This window comes from Solwaraspora sp. WMMD1047 (assembly GCF_029626155.1).
Classification (GTDB): domain Bacteria; phylum Actinomycetota; class Actinomycetes; order Mycobacteriales; family Micromonosporaceae; genus WMMD1047.
Genome location: NZ_JARUBL010000001.1, coordinates 294,730 through 312,675 on the forward strand (window position 1 = coordinate 294,730; position 17,946 = coordinate 312,675).

Annotated in this window: 24 protein-coding genes; 17 read left to right on the forward strand and 7 right to left on the reverse strand. The window is 70.8% G+C overall.

What is annotated here, in order from left to right; translation table 11 throughout:
* The first annotated feature begins 3 nt into the window (after window positions 1-3).
* The 6 genes from paaD to O7627_RS01380 all read left to right on the forward strand — a co-directional run bounded on the left by paaD (window position 4) and on the right by O7627_RS01380 (window position 5,435).
* On the forward strand, window positions 4-468 hold the full coding sequence (paaD, locus tag O7627_RS01355) for a 1,2-phenylacetyl-CoA epoxidase subunit PaaD (protein ID WP_278098108.1): 465 nt from the start codon (window positions 4-6) through the stop codon (window positions 466-468).
* Window positions 465-1,574: a 1,2-phenylacetyl-CoA epoxidase subunit PaaE gene (paaE, locus tag O7627_RS01360; protein ID WP_278091672.1), complete on the forward strand. Its 1,110-nt coding sequence runs from the start codon at window positions 465-467 to the stop codon at window positions 1,572-1,574. Before paaD ends, paaE begins: the two co-directional genes overlap by 4 nt.
* Window positions 1,575-1,656: 82 nt before the next feature.
* Window positions 1,657-2,895, forward strand: coding sequence for an MFS transporter (locus tag O7627_RS01365; RefSeq protein WP_278091673.1), 1,239 nt, complete (start codon window positions 1,657-1,659; stop codon window positions 2,893-2,895).
* A 146-nt stretch (window positions 2,896-3,041) separates the two neighbouring features.
* Window positions 3,042-3,668: a hypothetical protein gene (locus O7627_RS01370; protein WP_278091674.1), complete on the forward strand. Its 627-nt coding sequence runs from the start codon at window positions 3,042-3,044 to the stop codon at window positions 3,666-3,668.
* A 190-nt stretch (window positions 3,669-3,858) separates the two neighbouring features.
* A complete protein-coding gene (locus tag O7627_RS01375) occupies window positions 3,859-4,680 on the forward strand; it encodes an SAM-dependent methyltransferase (protein WP_278091675.1) in 822 nt (273 codons plus the stop codon).
* A gap of 89 nt (window positions 4,681-4,769) precedes the next feature.
* On the forward strand, window positions 4,770-5,435 hold the full coding sequence (locus tag O7627_RS01380; RefSeq protein ID WP_278091676.1) for a DUF998 domain-containing protein: 666 nt from the start codon (window positions 4,770-4,772) through the stop codon (window positions 5,433-5,435).
* Between the two features lie 13 nt (window positions 5,436-5,448).
* Here O7627_RS01380 and O7627_RS01385 read toward each other — a convergent pair whose 3' ends face one another.
* A complete protein-coding gene (locus tag O7627_RS01385) occupies window positions 5,449-5,883 on the reverse strand; it encodes a VOC family protein (protein WP_278091677.1) in 435 nt (144 codons plus the stop codon).
* A 98-nt stretch (window positions 5,884-5,981) separates the two neighbouring features.
* Between O7627_RS01385 and O7627_RS01390 the strand changes: the two genes are divergently transcribed.
* Window positions 5,982-6,881 (forward strand): helix-turn-helix domain-containing protein, encoded by a 900-nt coding sequence (locus O7627_RS01390; protein ID WP_278091678.1) that lies wholly within the window; start codon window positions 5,982-5,984, stop codon window positions 6,879-6,881.
* A gap of 61 nt (window positions 6,882-6,942) precedes the next feature.
* Here the strand turns inward: O7627_RS01390 and O7627_RS01395 are convergent, their stop codons facing one another.
* Complete coding sequence (locus O7627_RS01395; RefSeq protein ID WP_278091679.1) at window positions 6,943-8,175, reverse strand: DUF418 domain-containing protein; 1,233 nt, start codon at window positions 8,173-8,175, stop codon at window positions 6,943-6,945.
* Between the two features lie 53 nt (window positions 8,176-8,228).
* Between O7627_RS01395 and O7627_RS01400 the strand changes: the two genes are divergently transcribed.
* On the forward strand, window positions 8,229-8,993 hold the full coding sequence (locus O7627_RS01400) for a TetR/AcrR family transcriptional regulator (RefSeq protein ID WP_278091680.1): 765 nt from the start codon (window positions 8,229-8,231) through the stop codon (window positions 8,991-8,993).
* 28 nt (window positions 8,994-9,021) lie between these two features.
* Here O7627_RS01400 and O7627_RS01405 read toward each other — a convergent pair whose 3' ends face one another.
* Both O7627_RS01405 and O7627_RS01410 read right to left on the reverse strand, forming a co-directional pair.
* Window positions 9,022-10,011, reverse strand: coding sequence for a transporter (locus tag O7627_RS01405; protein WP_278091681.1), 990 nt, complete (start codon window positions 10,009-10,011; stop codon window positions 9,022-9,024).
* The gene (locus O7627_RS01410) at window positions 10,008-10,895 is read right to left on the reverse strand and encodes an ABC transporter ATP-binding protein (protein WP_278091682.1); all 888 of its coding nucleotides are present in this window, start codon (window positions 10,893-10,895) and stop codon (window positions 10,008-10,010) included. Before O7627_RS01410 ends, O7627_RS01405 begins: the two co-directional genes overlap by 4 nt.
* A 119-nt stretch (window positions 10,896-11,014) precedes the next feature.
* Here O7627_RS01410 and O7627_RS01415 point away from each other — a divergent pair, with 119 nt between their 5' ends.
* The 5 genes from O7627_RS01415 (at window position 11,015) to O7627_RS01435 (ending at window position 14,218) form a co-directional block, all read left to right on the forward strand.
* Entirely contained in the window at window positions 11,015-11,677 is a 663-nt protein-coding gene (locus O7627_RS01415; RefSeq protein WP_278091683.1) for a response regulator transcription factor, read from the forward strand.
* Window positions 11,674-12,762 carry a HAMP domain-containing sensor histidine kinase gene (locus O7627_RS01420; protein WP_278091684.1) on the forward strand — a complete coding sequence of 363 codons (1,089 nt, stop codon included), beginning with the start codon at window positions 11,674-11,676 and terminating at the stop codon, window positions 12,760-12,762. Before O7627_RS01415 ends, O7627_RS01420 begins: the two co-directional genes overlap by 4 nt.
* A 116-nt stretch (window positions 12,763-12,878) precedes the next feature.
* The gene (locus O7627_RS01425) at window positions 12,879-13,391 is read left to right on the forward strand and encodes a class I SAM-dependent methyltransferase (RefSeq protein WP_278091685.1); all 513 of its coding nucleotides are present in this window, start codon (window positions 12,879-12,881) and stop codon (window positions 13,389-13,391) included.
* 46 nt (window positions 13,392-13,437) lie between these two features.
* A complete protein-coding gene (locus O7627_RS01430) occupies window positions 13,438-14,019 on the forward strand; it encodes a DUF5753 domain-containing protein (RefSeq protein ID WP_278091686.1) in 582 nt (193 codons plus the stop codon).
* A 7-nt stretch (window positions 14,020-14,026) separates the two neighbouring features.
* A complete protein-coding gene (locus O7627_RS01435; protein ID WP_278091687.1) occupies window positions 14,027-14,218 on the forward strand; it encodes a DUF397 domain-containing protein in 192 nt (63 codons plus the stop codon).
* An 83-nt stretch (window positions 14,219-14,301) separates the two neighbouring features.
* Here the strand turns inward: O7627_RS01435 and O7627_RS01440 are convergent, their stop codons facing one another.
* Both O7627_RS01440 and O7627_RS01445 read right to left on the reverse strand, forming a co-directional pair.
* On the reverse strand, window positions 14,302-14,619 hold the full coding sequence (locus tag O7627_RS01440) for a type II toxin-antitoxin system PemK/MazF family toxin (RefSeq protein ID WP_278091688.1): 318 nt from the start codon (window positions 14,617-14,619) through the stop codon (window positions 14,302-14,304).
* Window positions 14,609-14,848 (reverse strand): hypothetical protein, encoded by a 240-nt coding sequence (locus tag O7627_RS01445; protein ID WP_278091689.1) that lies wholly within the window; start codon window positions 14,846-14,848, stop codon window positions 14,609-14,611. Before O7627_RS01445 ends, O7627_RS01440 begins: the two co-directional genes overlap by 11 nt.
* 174 nt (window positions 14,849-15,022) lie before the next feature.
* On the opposite strand from O7627_RS01445, the gene O7627_RS01450 reads away from it, so the two are divergent.
* Window positions 15,023-15,301 carry a type II toxin-antitoxin system prevent-host-death family antitoxin gene (locus tag O7627_RS01450; RefSeq protein ID WP_278091690.1) on the forward strand — a complete coding sequence of 93 codons (279 nt, stop codon included), beginning with the start codon at window positions 15,023-15,025 and terminating at the stop codon, window positions 15,299-15,301.
* On the forward strand, window positions 15,298-15,705 hold the full coding sequence (locus O7627_RS01455) for a type II toxin-antitoxin system VapC family toxin (protein WP_278091691.1): 408 nt from the start codon (window positions 15,298-15,300) through the stop codon (window positions 15,703-15,705). The genes O7627_RS01450 and O7627_RS01455 overlap by 4 nt, the downstream gene beginning before the upstream one ends.
* A gap of 12 nt (window positions 15,706-15,717) precedes the next feature.
* On the opposite strand, the gene O7627_RS01460 is transcribed toward O7627_RS01455, so the two are convergent.
* Window positions 15,718-16,074, reverse strand: coding sequence for a nitroreductase/quinone reductase family protein (locus O7627_RS01460; protein ID WP_278091692.1), 357 nt, complete (start codon window positions 16,072-16,074; stop codon window positions 15,718-15,720).
* Between the two features lie 199 nt (window positions 16,075-16,273).
* Between O7627_RS01460 and O7627_RS01465 the strand changes: the two genes are divergently transcribed.
* Window positions 16,274-16,654: a YciI family protein gene (locus O7627_RS01465; protein ID WP_278091693.1), complete on the forward strand. Its 381-nt coding sequence runs from the start codon at window positions 16,274-16,276 to the stop codon at window positions 16,652-16,654.
* A gap of 22 nt (window positions 16,655-16,676) precedes the next feature.
* On the forward strand, window positions 16,677-17,921 hold the full coding sequence (locus tag O7627_RS01470) for a DUF6596 domain-containing protein (RefSeq protein ID WP_278091694.1): 1,245 nt from the start codon (window positions 16,677-16,679) through the stop codon (window positions 17,919-17,921).
* Window positions 17,922-17,946: the final 25 nt, after the last annotated feature.

A 17,946-nucleotide genomic window follows, 5' to 3' on the forward strand; every position in this document is an offset into this window, starting at 1 on the left:
GCCGTGGATGCCCGCCGGGTGGTGGCCGCCGTCGTCGACCCGGAGATCCGGGTGATCACCATCGACGAGCTCGGCATCCTGCGCGACGTGACCGAGGACCAGGCGACCGGGCGGGTCACCGTCACCATCACCCCCACCTACACCGGCTGCCCGGCGATGGACGTCATCCGGGCCGACATCGTCGCCGCGCTGGCCGCCGCCGGCCGGCCGGACGCCGAGGTGGTGACCGTCCACGCCCCTGCCTGGAGCACCGACTGGATCTCCGAGACCGGCCGCGCCAAGCTCGCCGCCGCCGGCATCGCCCCACCCGGCCCGGCCGGCGCGGTGTCGGTGGCGTTGACCGTGCGCTGCCCGCACTGCGGGTCCGCCGGCACCGAGCAGATCAGCCGGTTCGGCTCCACCGCCTGCAAGGCACTGTGGCGGTGCCGGGACTGCCGGGAACCCTTCGACCACCTGAAGGCGCTGTGACGGTGACCATCTCCCGGCCGGTCCGGCGCCGGCCGGTCTTCCATCCGCTGCGGGTCCACGCGGTCGACCGGCTCACCGACGACGCCGTGGCGATCACCTTCGCGGTTCCCGCGGAGCTGCGCGAGGTCTTCGCCTTCCGGGCCGGTCAGCACCTGACCGTACGCCGGATCGCCGACCCCGGCGGCGAGGTACGCCGGTCGTACTCGATCTGCTCCACCCCCGCGGAGCTGGCCGCCCGGGGCCGGCTCCGGATCGGGGTACGGGAGGTGCCCGGCGGCGCCTTCTCCGGCTTCGCCCTGCGGGAGCTGCGCCCCGGCGACATGGTCGACGTGCTGCCGCCGCTCGGCCACTTCACCAGCGACTTCGACCCGGCCCGCGGCCGGCACTACGGCGCGGTCGTCGCCGGGTCGGGGATAACCCCGGTGCTCGGCCTGGTCGCGACCGCACTGGCCGTCGAACCGGCCAGCTCCGCGACAATCGTGTACGGCAACCGCACGGCCGCCAGCGTGATGTTCGCCGACGAGCTGGCCGACCTGAAGGACCGCTACCCGGCCCGGCTGCACCTGGTGCACGTGCTGTCCCGCGAGCCCGGCGAGTCGCCGCTGCTCTCCGGCCGGATCGACGCCGACCGGCTGAGCCGGCTGCTGACCTCGATCGTGCCGGCGGACCGGATCGACGAGTGGTTCCTCTGCGGACCGTACGGGCTGGTCACCGACGCCCGTGCCGTGCTCGCCGACCGGGGCGTGCCGGACCGGGCGGTGCACACCGAGCTGTTCCACGTCGATGGGGCGCCCCCGCCGTCACCCCGGCCGGACGCAGCCGCCGGCGCCGGGACCGAGGTGACGATCACCCTCGACGGTCGGGCGTCGACGTTCCGGATGGGACGGTCGGAGCGGGTGCTCGACGCCGCGTTGCGGGTGCGCGGCGAGCTGCCGTACGCCTGCAAGGGCGGGGTCTGCTCGACCTGCCGGGCGAAGGTGCTCGACGGCGAGGTGACGATGGCCCGCAACTACGCCCTGGAGCCCGACGAGGTGGCCGCCGGCTACGTCCTCACCTGCCAGTCCAGCCCACTGACCGACCGCTTGGTCGTCGACTACGACGCCTGATCCGACCGCCCGCGGTCTACCCTGGAACGTCGACGGTCGGGTGCCCAGCCGACACGTCCGATCACGGGGAGGGCGTGCCGCGGTGGCTGGTCTGGGGAGGAACTTCAACAGGCTGTGGGCGGCCGCCGCCGTCTCCAACGTCGGTGACGGGATCGTGGCGGCGGCGGCGCCGCTGCTGGTCGCATCGGTCACCGACGATCCGGTCCTGGTCGGGCTGGCGGTGTTCGTCCAGCAGCTACCCTGGTTACTCTTTTCGCTGGTCAGCGGGGTGTTCGTCGACCGGCTCGACCGGCAGCGGCTGATCGTCAACGTCAACCTGATCCGCGCGCTGGTCATCGGCGGGCTGGCCGTCGCCGTCTGGCACGGCGCGGCCACCATCCCGGTCATCTACGCCGCCGGGTTCATCCTCGGCACCTGCGAGACGCTCGGCGACAACGCCTCCGCGACGCTGATCCCGGCGGTCGTGAAGCCCGCCGACCTGCCCCGCGCCAACGCCCGCCTGCACGCGGTCCTCTTCCTGGTCAACAAGTTCGCGGGCCCGCCGGTGGGGGCGGCGATGTTCGTCCTCGCGGCGGCGTTGCCGTTCGGCGTGAACGCCGTGACCTTCGCCGTCGCGGCGCTGTTCATTTCGACGTTGCGGGGCGTCCGGGGGGCGCCGGCCGCCGGGCCGGTCCGGCGAACGGTCCGGTCCGACCTGGCTGAAGGCGTGCGCTGGCTGTGGCGCGAGCCGGTGCTCCGGATGATCACCCTCGTCCTCTTCCTGATGAACGTCACGATGCTCGCCGGGTTCTCGATCCTGGTGCTCTACGCGGACCGGCTCGGCCTGGACGAGTACGGCTACGGCCTGCTGCTGACCGCGGGCGCCGTCGGTGGCCTGGTCGGCGTACTCGTCGCGCCGAGGCTGCAGGCCCGGTTCGGGCCGTCGACCCTGCTGCGGATCGGCCTGCTCATCGAGACGCTCACCCACGTCGCGCTGGCACTGGCCCCCGACGGCTGGGTCGCCGCGGCGGTACTGCTGGTGTTCGGCCTGCACGGCTCGATCCTGAGTGCCGTGATTCTGACGCATCGGCAGCGGACCGTTCCGGCGGAGCTGCGCGGCCGGGTGCAGGGGGCCTTCATGATGCTGGCGATCGGCGGCAACGCGCTGGGCGCGTTGATCGGCGGGCCGCTGGCCCGGTGGCTGGGCATCACCGGGCCGTTCTGGTTCTCGGCGCTGGCCATGACGGCGGTGACGGTGGTGGCCTGGCGACCGTTCGGCGCGGCTACCGGCGCAGGCAGTGCCCGGGTGCGCGGGGAGCCGACAGGCACCCGACGGGGCTGACCGTCGCTGACCCCATCGCCGCCCGTCGGACGGCCGCCGAAACTCTTAAGAGACATTTGAGTTTTGGGATAGATCCATTCCGGGCCGGGGTCCGTACCCCTCGGTAGCCGGCGCGAGGGCGCGCCGGGTGATCGAGGGAGCGGCGGATGAACAGGCGAGTCGGGTCGAACGGGCGGGCGCGGAAGGTGTTTCTCGGGGTGGCGGCCGCGGCGCTGCTCGGCGGCGGCCTGGCCGTCGGCACCGGGATGGGCAACGCGGGCGAGAACTGCGACGGGCTGGACACCGCGCTGCGCAACAACCTGACCTTCATCGCCGACCAACGGGCCAACCCGGACGGGTTGTCGGCCGACCGGATCGCCAACCGGCAGGCCGTGGTGGACCTCATCCAGCAGCGCCGGGCCACCGCCGGCTGCACCGCCGACGTCCAGCCCGCTGCCCCGCCGGCCGCTGCCCCGCCCGCTGCCGCCCCGCCGGCTGCTGATGTTCCGCCCGCTGCCCCGCCGGCCGCTGCCGGTGGTGCGGCCGGGGATGTCGTCTGCGCGGGTTCGACGGTCACCCTCTTCAACGAGGACGCCGGACCGGCCGCGTCCAGCGGGACCTTCCCGATCGGCACGAGGCTGCGGGTCACCAACCTGGACAACGGCATGAGCATCACGGTCACGGTGACCAGCCCGTCCGGAAGCTGCGTACTGCTGAACAACGCCGCCTACGAGCAGGTCCGGGAGCCGGGCAAGTTCGTGATCCGGCGCGCGGTGGTCGAGCGGGTGAGCTGATCGGTCAGCGGGCAACGACATGAGCTTCACCGCGGCCACCAGGCCGATGACCGGGGGCGCCGGTTCGGCTTCGCTGGCGCCCCCCGGGGGGTATGGTCGCCTGTAGACTTCGCCGCAGACCTCGAGCCCAGTGTGTCCTGTCTATTGTGGAGCTGATGTCGTGACCTCGCCCAGTTTCGGGACCAGGCCCGTGATCCGACAGGACGTTCCCACCTCGGCCAGGATGTACGACTACTGTCTCGGCGGCAAGGACAACTTCGCCGTCGACCGAGCGGCGATGCAGGTCGTCACCAGCCACTTCCCCGACGGACTGGACGCGGCCCGCAACAATCGGCTCTTCCTCTATCGGGTGGTCCGCTACCTGGCCCGAGACGCCGGCATCCGGCAGTTCCTGGACATGGGCAGTGGACTGCCGACGCAGGCCAACGTGCACCAGGTCGCGAGGCAGTTCCAGCCGGACGCCCGCGTGGTCTATGTCGACAACGATCCCATCGTGCTGGCCCACGGCCGGGCGCTGCTCGCAGACGAACGCAGCACGACGGTCATCGCGGCCGACATGACCGAGACCGAGCCGATCCTCACCGGCCCGGATGCGCGGCGGCTGATCGACTTCTCCGAGCCGGTGGCCACGCTCTTCCTCTCCATCGGGCATTCCATCGTCGACGACGGAATCCTGCGGACCATGCTCCGGACGGTCTGGGACGCGGTCGTCCCTGGCAGCTATCTCGTCTTCTCCCAGATGTGCGGCGTCGATCGGGCGGCGGTGGACGAGGGGAACGAGATGGCCCGCAACCTGGGTCTGGTGTGGCGGAACCGTACCCCGGAAGAGGTCGCCGAACTGCTGCGGGGAATGGACCTGGTGGAGCCCGGTCTGGTTGAGGTCGTCGACTGGCATCCCGACCCGGACCAGCCGCCGTTGGCGATGGTCGACGAGCCGTTACGCCCCTTCCTTGGCGCCAGCAGGAAGAACCGGCGGGTCATGGAGTACGGCGCGATGCTGCGCAAGCCCTGAGCACTCCGCGGTTGAGCTGATCGGTCAGCGGGCCGGCGGAGCAGTTTTGGAGAAGCACGCCGGCCCGCATCGGACCTAGCGTCAACGGCATGACCTCGATGACCGCCCCCGCCACGAGCGCGCCGAGCACCGTGAAGGCCCTGCTGGCCTGCGGCGTGCTGGCCGGACCGTTCTACCTGGCCGTCGGGTTGGCGCAGGCGCTGACCCGGGACGGGTTCGACATCCGGCGGCATCCGCTCAGTGTGCTGAGCAACGGCGAGCTGGGCTGGATCCAGATCGGGAACTTCGTGCTCAGCGGCCTGTTGGTGCTCGCGGCGGCGGTCGGGCTCGGCCGGGCGACGACCACCGGTCCGGGCCGCCGGTGGGGGCCGGGCCTGATCGCCGGGTACGGGGTGGGGCTGCTCGCCGCCGGGGCATTCTCGGCCGACCCGTTCGACGGCTTCCCGGTGGGCACCCCGGCCGGGCCGGCGGAGTCCACCTCCTGGCACGGGGTCATGCACTTCGTAGCCGGGGGGATCGGGTTCTTCGCGCTGATCGGGGCGTGCCTGGTGTTCGCGCGGCGGTTCGCCGTACTCGGGCGGCGCGGGTGGGCGGGGTACTCGGCGGTGACCGGGGTGCTCTTCCTCGCCGCGTTCGTCGGGATCTCCTCGGGCAACCCGAGCGCGGCGATCCTGCTCGCCTTCACCGCCGCCGTCATCCTCGGCTGGACCTGGCTCTCGCTGCTCTCCCTGCTGGTGTTGCGCCGCTGCAGGTGAGGGTCGGCCGGGATCAGTCGAGGCAGAACTCGTTGCCCTCGACGTCCTGCATCACCAGGCACGACTCGTTGAAGCCGTCGGCCCGCAGCAGCTCCACGCGGGTCGCGCCGAGCGCGATCAGCCGGGCGCATTCGGCCTCCAGCGCGGCGACGCGTTCCTCGCCGACGAGCCCGGTGCCGACCCGCACGTCGACGTGCAGCCGGTTCTTGACGACCTTGCCCTCCGGCACCCGCTGGAAGAACAGCCGCGGACCGACCCCGGTGGGGTCGACGCAGGCGAACGCCGAACCCTGACGCTCGGCCGGCAGTGAGCGATCGAATTCGGCCCAGTCGGCGAACCCCTCGGGCGGCGGCGGTACGACGTACCCCAGCACCTCGCACCAGAACCGGGCGACCCGCTCCGGGTTCGCGCAGTCGAAGGTCACCTGCATCTGCCTGACCGACGCCATCGGCCCACCATACGCCCGGCGCTACGGGGCCGAGGACGGCCCGCCATCTGCGCAAGAATCGTCAACTGGTGGTGCGGATGGTTCGGTACGGTCCAGTGGTGCCGTCGCCAACCCGTGAGCTGCTGCGACTCCTCGCTCTCGTCAACTCAAGACTGAGTGGGGACGTTTCGCTGTCGGTCCTGGCGGGGTGGGCGCACCGGTCCCGGTTCGACCTGCACCGCCGGTTCCGGCGGCTGGTGGGCGAGACGCCGAAGGCGTACGCGGTGCGGGTCCGGCTGGCCCGGGCCGCCGCCGAGCTGGTTGCCACCGACCGCAGGGTGTCGGCGGTGGCGGTCGACCACGGGTTCGCCAGTCACGAGGTCTTCACCCGGACCTTCACCCGGCACCTCGGTCTGAGCCCTCGGGCGTACCGCGAACGGGGGTTGCATGTCGCGGGTCGGCGAGCCGTCGCCGTGCACGCCTCGGTCCTGTCGTCGGCGGCGCCCTGTCTCAGCCTGCACCACATCACCACGACCGAGAGGGAAGCCGCTGTGCCGCTCGACATCTCCGTACGCGATCTGCCGGCCTTTCACGCCCTCGTGATGCGCCGCCGGATCACCCGCGACGAGATCGCCACCACGCTCGCCGAGTTCCTGCCGACCGTGTTCGGCTACGCCCAGCGGCACGGGTTGGCCCTGGCCGGGCCACCGTTCGCCCGCTACCCGGAGGTGGGCATGGGGTCGCTCGTCATCGAGGGCGGGGTGAGCATCGCAGCGCCGCCGTCGACGCCACCCGACGCCGGGATCGAGGCGCTCACCGTGCCGGCGGGCCGCGCCGCGGTGACGATCCACCAGGGGCCGTACGACACCCTGCCCGATTCGTACCAGCAGATCGAGAAGTGGCTGCGCGAACAGGGACTCGTCGCGGCGGGACCCCCCTGGGAGACCTACCTGACCGACCCCGGCGACCACCCCGACCCGGCAACCTGGCAAACAGAACTCGTCCAGCCCGTCAACTGACGACGTGCAACGGGATCTTGGGAGGAACGGCCCCAGGAGTGCCTTTCCTCCCGAGGCCCCGCTACCTGTCCCGGGCAGGTCGCGAGACCCCAGCCGTCCGCACCTTCTCCGGTCGTGCTCCGTTCGTCAGCCACCGCAGCGCCCACTCGGCCGGTCCGTACCGGTGCCGTCGCAGCCACCACGCGCTCGCCGTGAGCTGCCCCGCGAAGATCAGCAGCGCCAGTCCGGTGGTGCCCGCCGGCGACACGCGCCCGGCCAGGCCGAGTCCGACCCCGCTGAAGATGAGCAGCCCGAGCAGTGACTGCCCCAGGTAGTTGGTGAGCGCGGTCCGCCCGGCCGGCGCCAGGGCCGACCGCACGAAAGCCCAGGGCGGGCTGTGCATCACCCGCAGCAGCGTCGTCACGTACGCCGCCGTCAGCAGTGGGGCGGTCGCCGCGCTCACCGCTACGGCCAGCGGTTCGCCGTTGCCACCGCCAAGCGCGTACGCCAGGCCGCCCGCGATCCCGACCGGGAAACCGATCCACTGGATCCGCCGCAGCACCGGCTCGTCGCCGAGCACGCCCGCGAGGAGCCGTCGCCGGCCGGCGACCATGCCGAGCAGGAACATGGCCAGCGCCGTCGGCCCCTGGAACGTCGCGGACTGGAGCACCAGGAACGGGAGCCCGGAGAGGTGGTGGCCGATGACGTCACCCCATCCGCCGAGCATCGCGGACGTCGCGTGCTCGGCGTTGACCAGGGCCTCAGCCTCCGTCGGCAGGAACGCGGCGGAGTCCACGAGGAGTCCGCTGGTCAGCAGGCTCAGCAGCACGATCCCGTAGAGCACGCCGGCGACGCGCAGGGCCGTGCGGTCACGTACCCGCCGCATCCCGAGCAGGATCAGGCAGACCACCGCGTACGTCATCAGGATGTCGCCGCCGTACAGGAACACCGTGTGCAGGGCGCCGAGGATGAACAGGCCGGCGATCCGGCGCAGCATCCGCGGCCGGAACGCCGCGCCCGCCCGCTCCGCCGACGCCATCTGCAGGGTGAAGCTGTACCCGAACAGGAACGAGAAGAGGATGTAGAACTTCATGTCGACCAACACCGCGGAGGCTCCGCGCGCCAGGTCGTCGAAGAGCGAGGAGTACGCCGGGTCCGTGACGAGGTTGCCGGGGTAACCGGATGCCATGAAGGTGATGTTGACGACGAAGATGCCGAGCAGCGCGAAGCCCCGTACGGCGTCGAGGTCGTGGAGGCGCTGCCCGGCGGGCGTCCGGTCCGTCGCGGCGCCGGTCGCGCCCGCTGCTCCGTTCATATGCTTCTTCCGCTCGATCCAGCCGCACCGTTAGTGTACCGGAGATACTATCCATGGGACACAATCAGCCGTCAACCGCCGGAGAGGTGCCCGCCGACCTGGCGCGGCTCTGGCGACTCCCGGCGTCCGCGCGCCGCGGTCGACCCGCCGAACTGGATGTCGACCGGGTCGTCGAGGCCGCGGTCGAGCTGGCCGACCGGGACGGCCTGGACGGGGTGACACTCCAGAAGGTCGCGCAGGCGCTCGGCTTCACCAAGATGTCGCTGTACCGGCATGTGGGCTCGAAGGAGGAACTCGTCGAGCTGATGGCCGACCACGCCACCGGGTCGGCGCCCGGGATCGCGGCGGGCGGTTGGCGCGACGGCGTGCACAGGTGGGCGGCCGCCATCCGCGCCCGGTACGCCGAGCACCCGTGGCTGGTGGAGGTTCCGCTCGCCGGCCCGCCCCGCGGCCCGAACGCCATCGGCTGGATGGACGCGTTCCTGCGGGTCCTGCACGACACCGGTCTGGATCCGAGGACGAAGGCCGGTGTCCTCGTCGTCGTCAGCGGATACGTGCGCAACGCGATCCTGCAGGGCCGGCAGTTGGCGGAGGGCCGCCGCGGCACCGGGCTCAGCCAGGTGCAGGTCGAGCGGAACTACGGCCGGGCCCTCGCCGCGCTCGTCGACCCCGAGCGCTTCCCGGCGGCCGCGCCGCTGTTCAACGCAGGCGCCTTCGAGACGGCTCCGGGCGAGAACCCGGAGGACCAGGACTTCGTCTTCGGCCTCGACCTGATCCTCGACGGCGTCGAGGCAGCCATCGCGCGCCTCGACCGATGACTGCGGCGGTCCGAAGCAAGGTTCGCGGTCATGCGACGCGGCGGATGCGGCGGATGGCGAGGTAGAGCAGCAGTGCGGCGACGGCGACGAAGATGCCGGTCTCGATGCCCTGGAACAGCCAGAACCGTGATCCGGGCTGGTAGAGCTGCCAGTTGTAGGAGCCTGAGGTGATGCCGAGGTCGGCGCCGCAGGCGGCTCCCGGTCCGGTGGCGTCGGGCGCGCAGGCGATCTGCGCGTTGGCCGTGACCATCCGGCCCGAGGCGTCGCGGATGCCGTAGGACAGGACCCAGTCGCCGGCGGCCGGGTTGGTCTGCTCGGCGGCGTCCTTGATCGGGAAAGTCAGGACGCGTGCTGGCAGGTAGTGCGGCCGGGCGAGGATCGTCAGGGCGATACGAAGCCCGAGGAACCCGACGAGAGTGGCGGACATCGCCGGCAGCACCTTGGGCCAGATGGTGCCGGCGAAGATGCCGAGCGCGACCGCGAAGATCGTGTAGCCGATCGGGACCGTGCCCTGCATGTCGAAGAAGAAAACGTTGAACCGGCCGTGCTGACCGGCCTGGCTCATCGGGGTCAGCCACCACGAGACGCCCAGTCCGTAGACCACCGACGCGACGAGCGCGACGGCACCGGCGACCCCGAACTTGACAAGCGCCCAGCGTCCCCGGCTGACGCCCTGGGTCCAGACCATGCGGTGGGTGCCCTGCTCGATCTCGCGGGAGACCAGCGGCGCACCCCAGAACAACCCGACCAGCAGCGGCAGCACGAGGAAGAGCACACCGACCGTGGTCAGCACGCCGTACTGGCCGTTGAACCGAATGGACGCCCGGCCGCAGGTGTCCGCGTCGGCCGGAATCATCGAGGCGGTGCCCAACGCGCGGACACAGTCGGCCAGGCCCAGGTCGGCGAAGGTGTGCCGCATGGCCAGACCGGTGGGGACCAGAAACACGGCGAGGAGCGCGAGGCCTACCGCGGTGAACAGTGCCTGCTTGCGGTGCTGCCGCCAGGCGAGCCAGATCATGCCGGCACCTCCCACGCGGCGTGCGGCCGGGTGTCGCCCTCGCCGAGGTAGGCGAGGATGAGGTCTTCCAGGTTCACGTCGTACGCCTTCCAGGCGGGATCCCGCAGCGCGGCTTTCGTGCGGACCAGCAGCGTGGACTGCCGATCGGTGTGCTCGGCCCGCACGACATGGCCGACCGCGGCGGGTGGCGAGCCACCGTCCCGGGGACCGACCAACTGCCGATGCTCGGCGAGCAGGGCGCTGACGTCGCCGACGAGCTTCACCTGCGAGGCGTGCAGCACGATGAGGTAGTCGCAGGCGCGTTCGAGGTCCGCCAGGATGTGTGAGGACAGCAGCACCGTGGTGCCCGTCTCGGCGACCACCCCCATCAGCGCCCGCAGGAAGTCGCGGCGGGCCAGCGGGTCGATGCTGGCGACCGGCTCGTCGAGCAGCAGCAACCGTGGGCGCTTGGCGATTGCCAGGGCGAGGGCGACCTGGGCCCGCTGACCGCCGGACAGCTTGCCGACCGGCTTGTCGCGCGGGATGCCGATCTGCGCCAGCCGGCGGCGCGCCAGCGCCGGGTCGAAGCGCCGATTCAGCTTGCCGCCCATGGTGAACAACTCGTCCGCGGTGAAGTCCCGGTACAGCGGCGTGTCCTGAGCCACGAAGCCGACCTCGGACAGGACGACGATGTCGTCGTACGGCGTCCGACCGAAGACCCGTACGGCGCCGGCGTCCGGCCGCAGCAGACCGACCGCCAGGTGCAGCAGGGTGCTCTTGCCCGCTCCGTTGGGTCCGACCAGCGCGGCCACCTTCCCGGCCGGCAGGCGCAGCGAGCAGTCCCGCAGCGCCCAGGTTCGGCCGTACCTCTTTCCGAGCTGGTCAGTTTCGACAATGGTTTCCATCCGTGGCCCTTTCCCTGCTGACGCGGTTCGCAGGTTCCGGTTCTACGCGGACGCGGGTGTCAGGACGGTGCCGCCGGTTGACACCGTTCTGACACCCGCGCGGTGGCAGGGTAGGGATCGTGCGCGTGCTCGTGGTGGAGGATTTCGAGGTGCTGGCCCGTACGGTGGGCGTCGGGTTACGCCGTGAGGGCATGGCCGTCGACGTGGTCCTCCACGGCGACGAGTCCCTCGAACGCCTGGCCGTGAACCGCTACGACGTGGTGGTGCTCGACCGTGACCTGCCGGGCATACCGGGCGATGAGGTGTGCCGGCGGATCGTGGCCGAGCACTCGGCGACCCGGGTGCTGATGCTGACCGCGGCCTCGTCGGTGAAACAACGGGTCGACGGCCTGGGCCTCGGCGCCGACGACTACCTGCCCAAGCCCTTCGACTTCGCCGAACTGGTCGCGCGGGTGCGGGCGCTCGGCCGGCGGCCAGGCCCGGCCGTGCCGCCGATTCTGGAGTACGGGGAGCTCACGCTCGACCCCGGCCGCCGGGTCGCGACCCGCGACGGGCGCCGGCTGGAGCTGAGCCCGAAGGAGTTCGCCATCCTGGAATGCCTGCTCGTCGCGGACGGCCGGCTGGTGTCGGCGGAGGATCTGCTCGACCGGGTTTGGGACGAGGCGGCGGACCCGTTCACCACGGCGGTGAAGACCACCATCCGGCGGCTGCGGACCAAGCTGGGCGACCCACCGATCATCCATACCGTCCGCGAGGGCGGCTACCGGATCGGCGCACCGTGACGCGCCGCCGGCTTCCCCGGCGGAGCCTGCACGTCCAGCTCGCGCTGCTCTACGCCGTACCCTTCCTGATCTCCGGCGTCGTGCTGCTCGCGATCCCGCTGCTGGGCACCAGACAGGCCATCCCGGCGGGTTTGGTTGCGGACCCCGCCGGCGTCCCCAGCGACGGCGGTCAGCTTGGTCGGCAATTCACCACCTCGGCGTGGGCCGTCGCCGGCTTGGTGGTGGTCTCCCTGCTGCTCGGCTGGTTCGTCGCCGGCCGATTCCTGCGCCCGCTGCGCACCATCACCGCCACCGCCCGGGAGATCTCCGCCAGCGACCTGCACCGCCGGCTCGGCCGGACCGGTCTGCACGACGAGTTCACCGACCTCGCCGAGACGCTCGACGACCTGTTCCAGCGGTTGCAGGCCGCGTTCGAGTCGCAGCGGCACTTCATCGCCAACGCCTCGCATGAACTGCGTACCCCGCTCACCGCCGAGCGGACGGTGCTGCAGGTGGCGCTCGCCGACCCGGACGCCACCGTCGACACGCTGCGGGCGGCGTGCCACGAGGTTCTCGCGCTCGGCGACCACCAGGAACGCCTCATCGAGGCACTGCTCACCCTGGCGCGCGGCGAACAGGGCCTCCAATTGCACGCCCCACTCGACATCGCCGACACCGCCGCCGAGGTGGTCGCCGCCCGCCATCAGGACGTTGGCCGGCGCGGCATCCGGGTGCGCACCACCCTCGATCGGGCACCGGCGACCGGCGACCCCGACCTGATCGAGCACCTGATAGCCAACCTGGTGGACAACGCTGTGCGACACAACGCGCCGGGCGGCTGGGTCGAGATCAACACGACCACCAGCGCGACCGGCGCCGCTCTCCGGGTCAGCAACTCCGGCCCGCTGGTGCCGCCCGGCGAGGTCGACGCCCTGCTCCAGCCGTTCCGGCAGGCCGGCAACCGCCGGACCAGGCACCCGGACGGACATGGACACGGACTCGGTCTGGCCATCGTCCGGGCGATCGCCGACGCGCACGGGGCAACCCTCGACGTCCGAGCCCGCGCCGCCGGCGGTCTCGACATCGAGATCAGATTTCCCGGCTGAACGAGCCGCCGTCAACCGGCACGCGCCTGATCGATGTGGACCAGGTGACCGCCCAAACGGCCCTCCTGAGGACCATTCTCTACCTAGATCCAGATAGGTTCGAGGGTGTGGGGGCGGTGCCGGGGCGGATCTTGCGGGCGGTGGGGGTGTTGGGGGTTCGCGAGGGGGATCGGGTGTTGGAGATCGGATGTGGGCGGGGGGTGGCGGCGGCGCTGGTGTGTGCGGGCCTGGTGGGTGGGCGGATACTCGGGATCGACCGGTCCGGGACGGCGATCGAGGCGGCGCGGCAGCGCAACGCGGATCATGTCGCCGCCGGCCGGGCTGACTTCCGGACGGTGGCGCTGGAGGACGTGGACCTCACCGGCGAGACGTTCGACAAGATCTTCGCCATCAATGTGAACCTGTTCTGGGTTCGCCTACCCACCGCTGAGCTGGACCTGATCCGTGGCCTGTTGCGGCCGGGCGGCACCTTTCTGCTCTGCTACGAGCCGCCCACCGCCGCCAAGGCGACCGAACTCGCGGAGACCCTGACGCCCGTTCTGGCCGAGCACGGGTTCCTGGTCGCCGCTTCGACGACTTCAACGTCGACCGGCGCCTCGGTGCTCTGCCTGTCAGCCCGACCCCGTTGACCCCGATCTCGGGTCTCAGGAACGGACGCGGGCGGCCCAGTAGGAGGTGATCGGTGGTCTACCGGCCGAGTCGCGCACCCTGATCCGGTTGGAGTCCGAGGCAACTTCGATCATCAACTGGCAGCCAACCCTGATACCTGGACTGCTCCAGACCGCTGACTACGTGAGCGCGTTGATGCGCGGCGGCGGCGTTTCCGAGTCGGACGCGCAGGGTCGTGTCGCCGCCCGGCTCGGCCGGCAAGCGATCCTCACCCGTGACGAGCCGCCGACGCTCGACGTGGTCCTGGACGAGATCGTCTTGCGTCGGGTGCTCGGAGGTCCGAGAGTGATGGCCCGTCAGCTCCGGCACTTGATCGAGGCTGCCGAACGTCCGAATGTCACCCTGCGAGTGGTTCCGTTCGGGGTCGGCGCGCATACCGGACTCGACGGCCCGATCGTGCTGCTTGACTTTTCCCGCAATCGTCCGGTGGTGCACCTGGAGCACAAGCTCTCAGGGCTCTTCCTGGACGAGCCGAAGCAGGTCGCGTTCTTCCGGCGGGAGGCGGATAGGCTGGCGGAGGTGGCGCTCAGCCCCGCCGAATCGGTCGATCTCGTTGCGCGGGTCGCAACGGAACACGAGCGAGAGTGAGCCCGACATGATCACCCCCGATCTCTCCGCCGCCGTCTGGCGCAAGTCCAGCCGCAGCGGCACGAACTCCGACTGCGTCGAGGTCGCCGAGGTGGCGCAGGTGATCGCCGTACGCGATTCGAAGGACCCCCACGGTCCGGTCCTCGCCTTCACCCGCCCGACCTGGTCCGCCTTCATCGCTACCCAGCGGGGAGCGTAGGCCAACGCTTTTTCGTGATAGCCGGTCCGAGCCGGTCGGGCGCGATTCGACTGCTGGTCAGGTCGCAGCACGACATGCGCCGATCAGAGGATGTCGAGGACGGCCCGCAGTAGTCGGTTGACCTCGACCATGTCGGCTGGACTCAGTCGTCCCACCCGGTCGCCGATGGCCTTCTCGACATCGACGGCGCGCAGTTGGTCCAGCATCAGTCTGGTGGGCTCGTTGCGCACGGTGACTTCGGGCCGGAACACGTAGGGGTGCGCCGAGGTGGAGGTAGGAGCGACGATCGCCGTCGACAGGTTGAGATCGTCGGACTGCAACACCACCGCGTACCGGGCGCCTTGCTGCTCATGACCCATGGCGTCGCGGGGCGCACGCAGTCGGTATACGTCACCACGCACTGATTTCGTCCATCTCCGCTTGGACTTGGCGAATTTCGGCGAGGTCGTCGACGTTGCCCCGAGCGTGTTCCGCGTCGGCTCGCATCCGTGCCCGCAACGCCTGGTCGGCGTGCTCGTCAAGAAGTCGGGTAATGACCTCGTCGATCGGCGCGTCGCCGAAATCCTGCGCACGCGTCCGCATCAACCGGTCCCGAGTGACCGTGCTGACCCTGATCGTCGTTGTCGCCATACGGCGAGTCTACTTCTTCAGCTACTCATCGTCTACAGGTACATCTACAACCGGCGCCTCTAGGTGGAGGCATTCCTCGTCGGCCGCGATCGTGCCCAGCATGGAGGGCGGAAAGGTTGATTCGCCTCTCCGGACACCTCCGTGGTGTAGGACATTGCGTACTACACTGGTGCTGTGGAGCAGGTAGCCGTGCGTGAACTCAACCAGCACACGAGCCGGGTCCTGGCCCGGGTCCGGGCCGGGGAGACGGTCGAGGTGACCGACCGGGGTGTCCCGGTCGCCCGGCTGACTCCGATCACGGGCGGGGGCGGCGTCCTCGCCAGGTTGGTGGGTGAGGGGCGCGCGGTCGCCCCGACGGCGCTGGGCCCGATACCCGCGCCGCCGGTGCTGGGAGATCCGGAGGTCGACGTCGCCGCGCAACTCGCCGCGTCCCGCGAGGAAGAGCGCTGGTGATCTACCTCGACTCGGCGGCAATCATCAAGTTGCTTCGACATGAGGTCGGCACCGACGAGTTGATCGCCTGGTTGGGTGATCGGTCGGAAATTCCCCTCGTCGCGTCAACACTCGTAGAGGTCGAGGTCCCGCGCGCACTGCGCCGATCGGCGCCGCAGGGGTTGGTCGGGGTGCCCGCCACGCTGGCCCGGCTGTACCGGGTCGAGATCGACTCCACGGTCCGGGCGATCGCTGGCGCCTACCCCGACTCCGCACTACGCAGCCTCGACGCGATTCATCTGGCGACCGCTCAGGTGCTGGTGAGTCAGCCGGGGGCCGAACTCGTCGCCTTCGTCACCTATGACCGCAGGCTGCTCGACGCGGCCAAGGGACTCGGCCTGCCTGTGGCGAGTCCGGGAGCCTGAGGTTACCGGCTCTCAGTCGAGCTGGATCTCCACGAGTGGGCTGCCGGCGATCCAGGTTTCCAGGCTTTCGGCCCAGTCCAGGGTCGGGACGAGCTCGCCGAAGACGAGTGCCCGTTCGTCGGGGTCGGTGACCGGGCGTGCCCGTACCGGAAGATCCAGGTCGACGAGGTGCAGCGTGAACTCGGGATGCGCGAGCAGGTTGGCGTACCAGTCGCGCTTACCCGGGCTGCCCGTGAGCCAGAAGCGGCCGGCGGCGCGGTAGCGCCACGTCTCCAGCCGCCTCGGCCGGCCGCTGCGACGCCCGGTCATGGTGATCTCGACAGTCTGCTGCCGCTCCAGCGCGTGCCGCGCCTGGTCCGTCACTGCCATCTCCCGATCCTCGGACCTCAACCCCGCGTCAGGTCAAGTAGGCAGGTCAAGCGCGGGCCGGCGGCGACTTGAAAGAAGTTTCCGCCGGTGGTGTCGTATCGGGGCGCGCCCGTTCGTGGAACCAGTACGCGGCGAACCGCCGCGCCCGAGGAGTCCCGAGCGACCTCGTGTGGAATGACGGTAATGAGAGGATCTGACCATGCCGGAATACCTGATCGCCTTCAACGATGAGTGGGTGCGCGAACACACGCCGGAGGAGCTGGCGGAGAAGCGGACAACCTCCATGGCCCTGATCGAGGAGATGCAGGCCGAGGGGGTGTTGCTCTTCGCCAACGGTGGACTCGACCGGTCCACCACGCTGTTCAGCGTCGAGGCGGTCGACGGCCAGCCGGTCTTCTCCGACGGCCCGTACGTCGAGACCAAGGAGCAACTCGGCGGCTTCACCGTCATCGACGTGCCCGACGACGAGACGGCGCGGTACTGGGCCGGCCGGATGGCGACCGTGCTCGACTGGCCGCAGGAGGTGCACCGGTTCCGAGGTTCCGGGGAGATCCGGCGGAACACTTCCGGGGAGAAGTGAGCGCGGCGCGAAGACCGGGTCCGTGATCGGTCCCACCGTCGAGCAGGCGATCACCCGTCTGCACCGCGAGGAGTGGGCGCGGGTGGTGGCGAGCCTCGCGCGCCGGTTCGGCGACCTCGACCTCGCCGAGGAGGCGACGGCCGAGGCGTTCGTGGTGGCCGCCGAGCGGTGGCCACACGAGGGCGTACCGCCCAGTCCCGCCGGCTGGCTCGTCACCACCGCAACCCGCAAGGGGATCGACCGGCTCCGTCGCGAGTCGCAACGCGACGCCAAACACCAGGCGGCCCGGATGGTGTACGACGACAGCCCCGCCGAACCGACCGGCCCGGTCGAGGACGACCGGCTCCGGCTCGTCTTCACCTGCTGCCACCCGGCGCTGGCGATCGAGGCCCGGGTGGCGCTCACCCTGCGCCTGCTCGGCGGCCTCACCGTCGCCGAGATCGCCCGCGCGTTCCTGGTGCAGGAGACCGCGATGGCGCGGCGGATCACCCGCGCGAAGGCGAAGATCAAGGCGGCGCGCATTCCGTACCGGGTGCCCTCGGAATACGACATCCGGGAACGGCTCGCCGGCGTGCTCGCGGTCGTCTACCTCATCTTCAACGAGGGCTATCTCGCCAGTGCGGGAGACGATCCGCTGCGCGTCGACCTCACCGACGAGGCGATCCGTCTGGGCCGGCTGCTCCGCACGCTGCTCCCCGACAACGGTGAGGTCACCGGCCTGCTCGCTCTGATGCTGCTCATCGACGCCCGGCGGCTTTCGCGGGTGTCGCGTACCGGGGAGTTGGTGACTCTCGACGAGCAGGACCGCGGCGGGTGGGACCGGAACCTGATCGCCGAAGGCAACGCCCTGGTCCGCGAGCGGCTCGCCGTGGTGGCGGCCGGCGGTGACCCACCCGGGCGCTACCAACTGCTGGCGGCGATGAACGTGGTCCACACCAACGCCCCGACCGCCCGGGACACCGACTGGTCCGCGATCGTCGCCCTCTACAACCAACTGGTACGGCTCGATCCGTCCCCGATCGTGTGGCTCAACCGGGCGGTCGCGATCGCCGAGGTCGACGGCCCCGAGGTCGGGCTGGCCGAGGTCGATCGGCTCGGCGAGGTGCTCGCCGAGTACCACGCCTTCCACGCCGCACGCGCCGACCTGCTGCGGCGACTGGGGCGCGGCGGCGAGTCGTGGACGGCGTACGACCGGGCGATCGAACTTGCCGGCAACCCAGCCGAGCGGGCCTACCTCACCCGCCGCCGCGACCAGCTTGCCGGCTGATCAATCTGCCGCTGGCTGGGTTCCG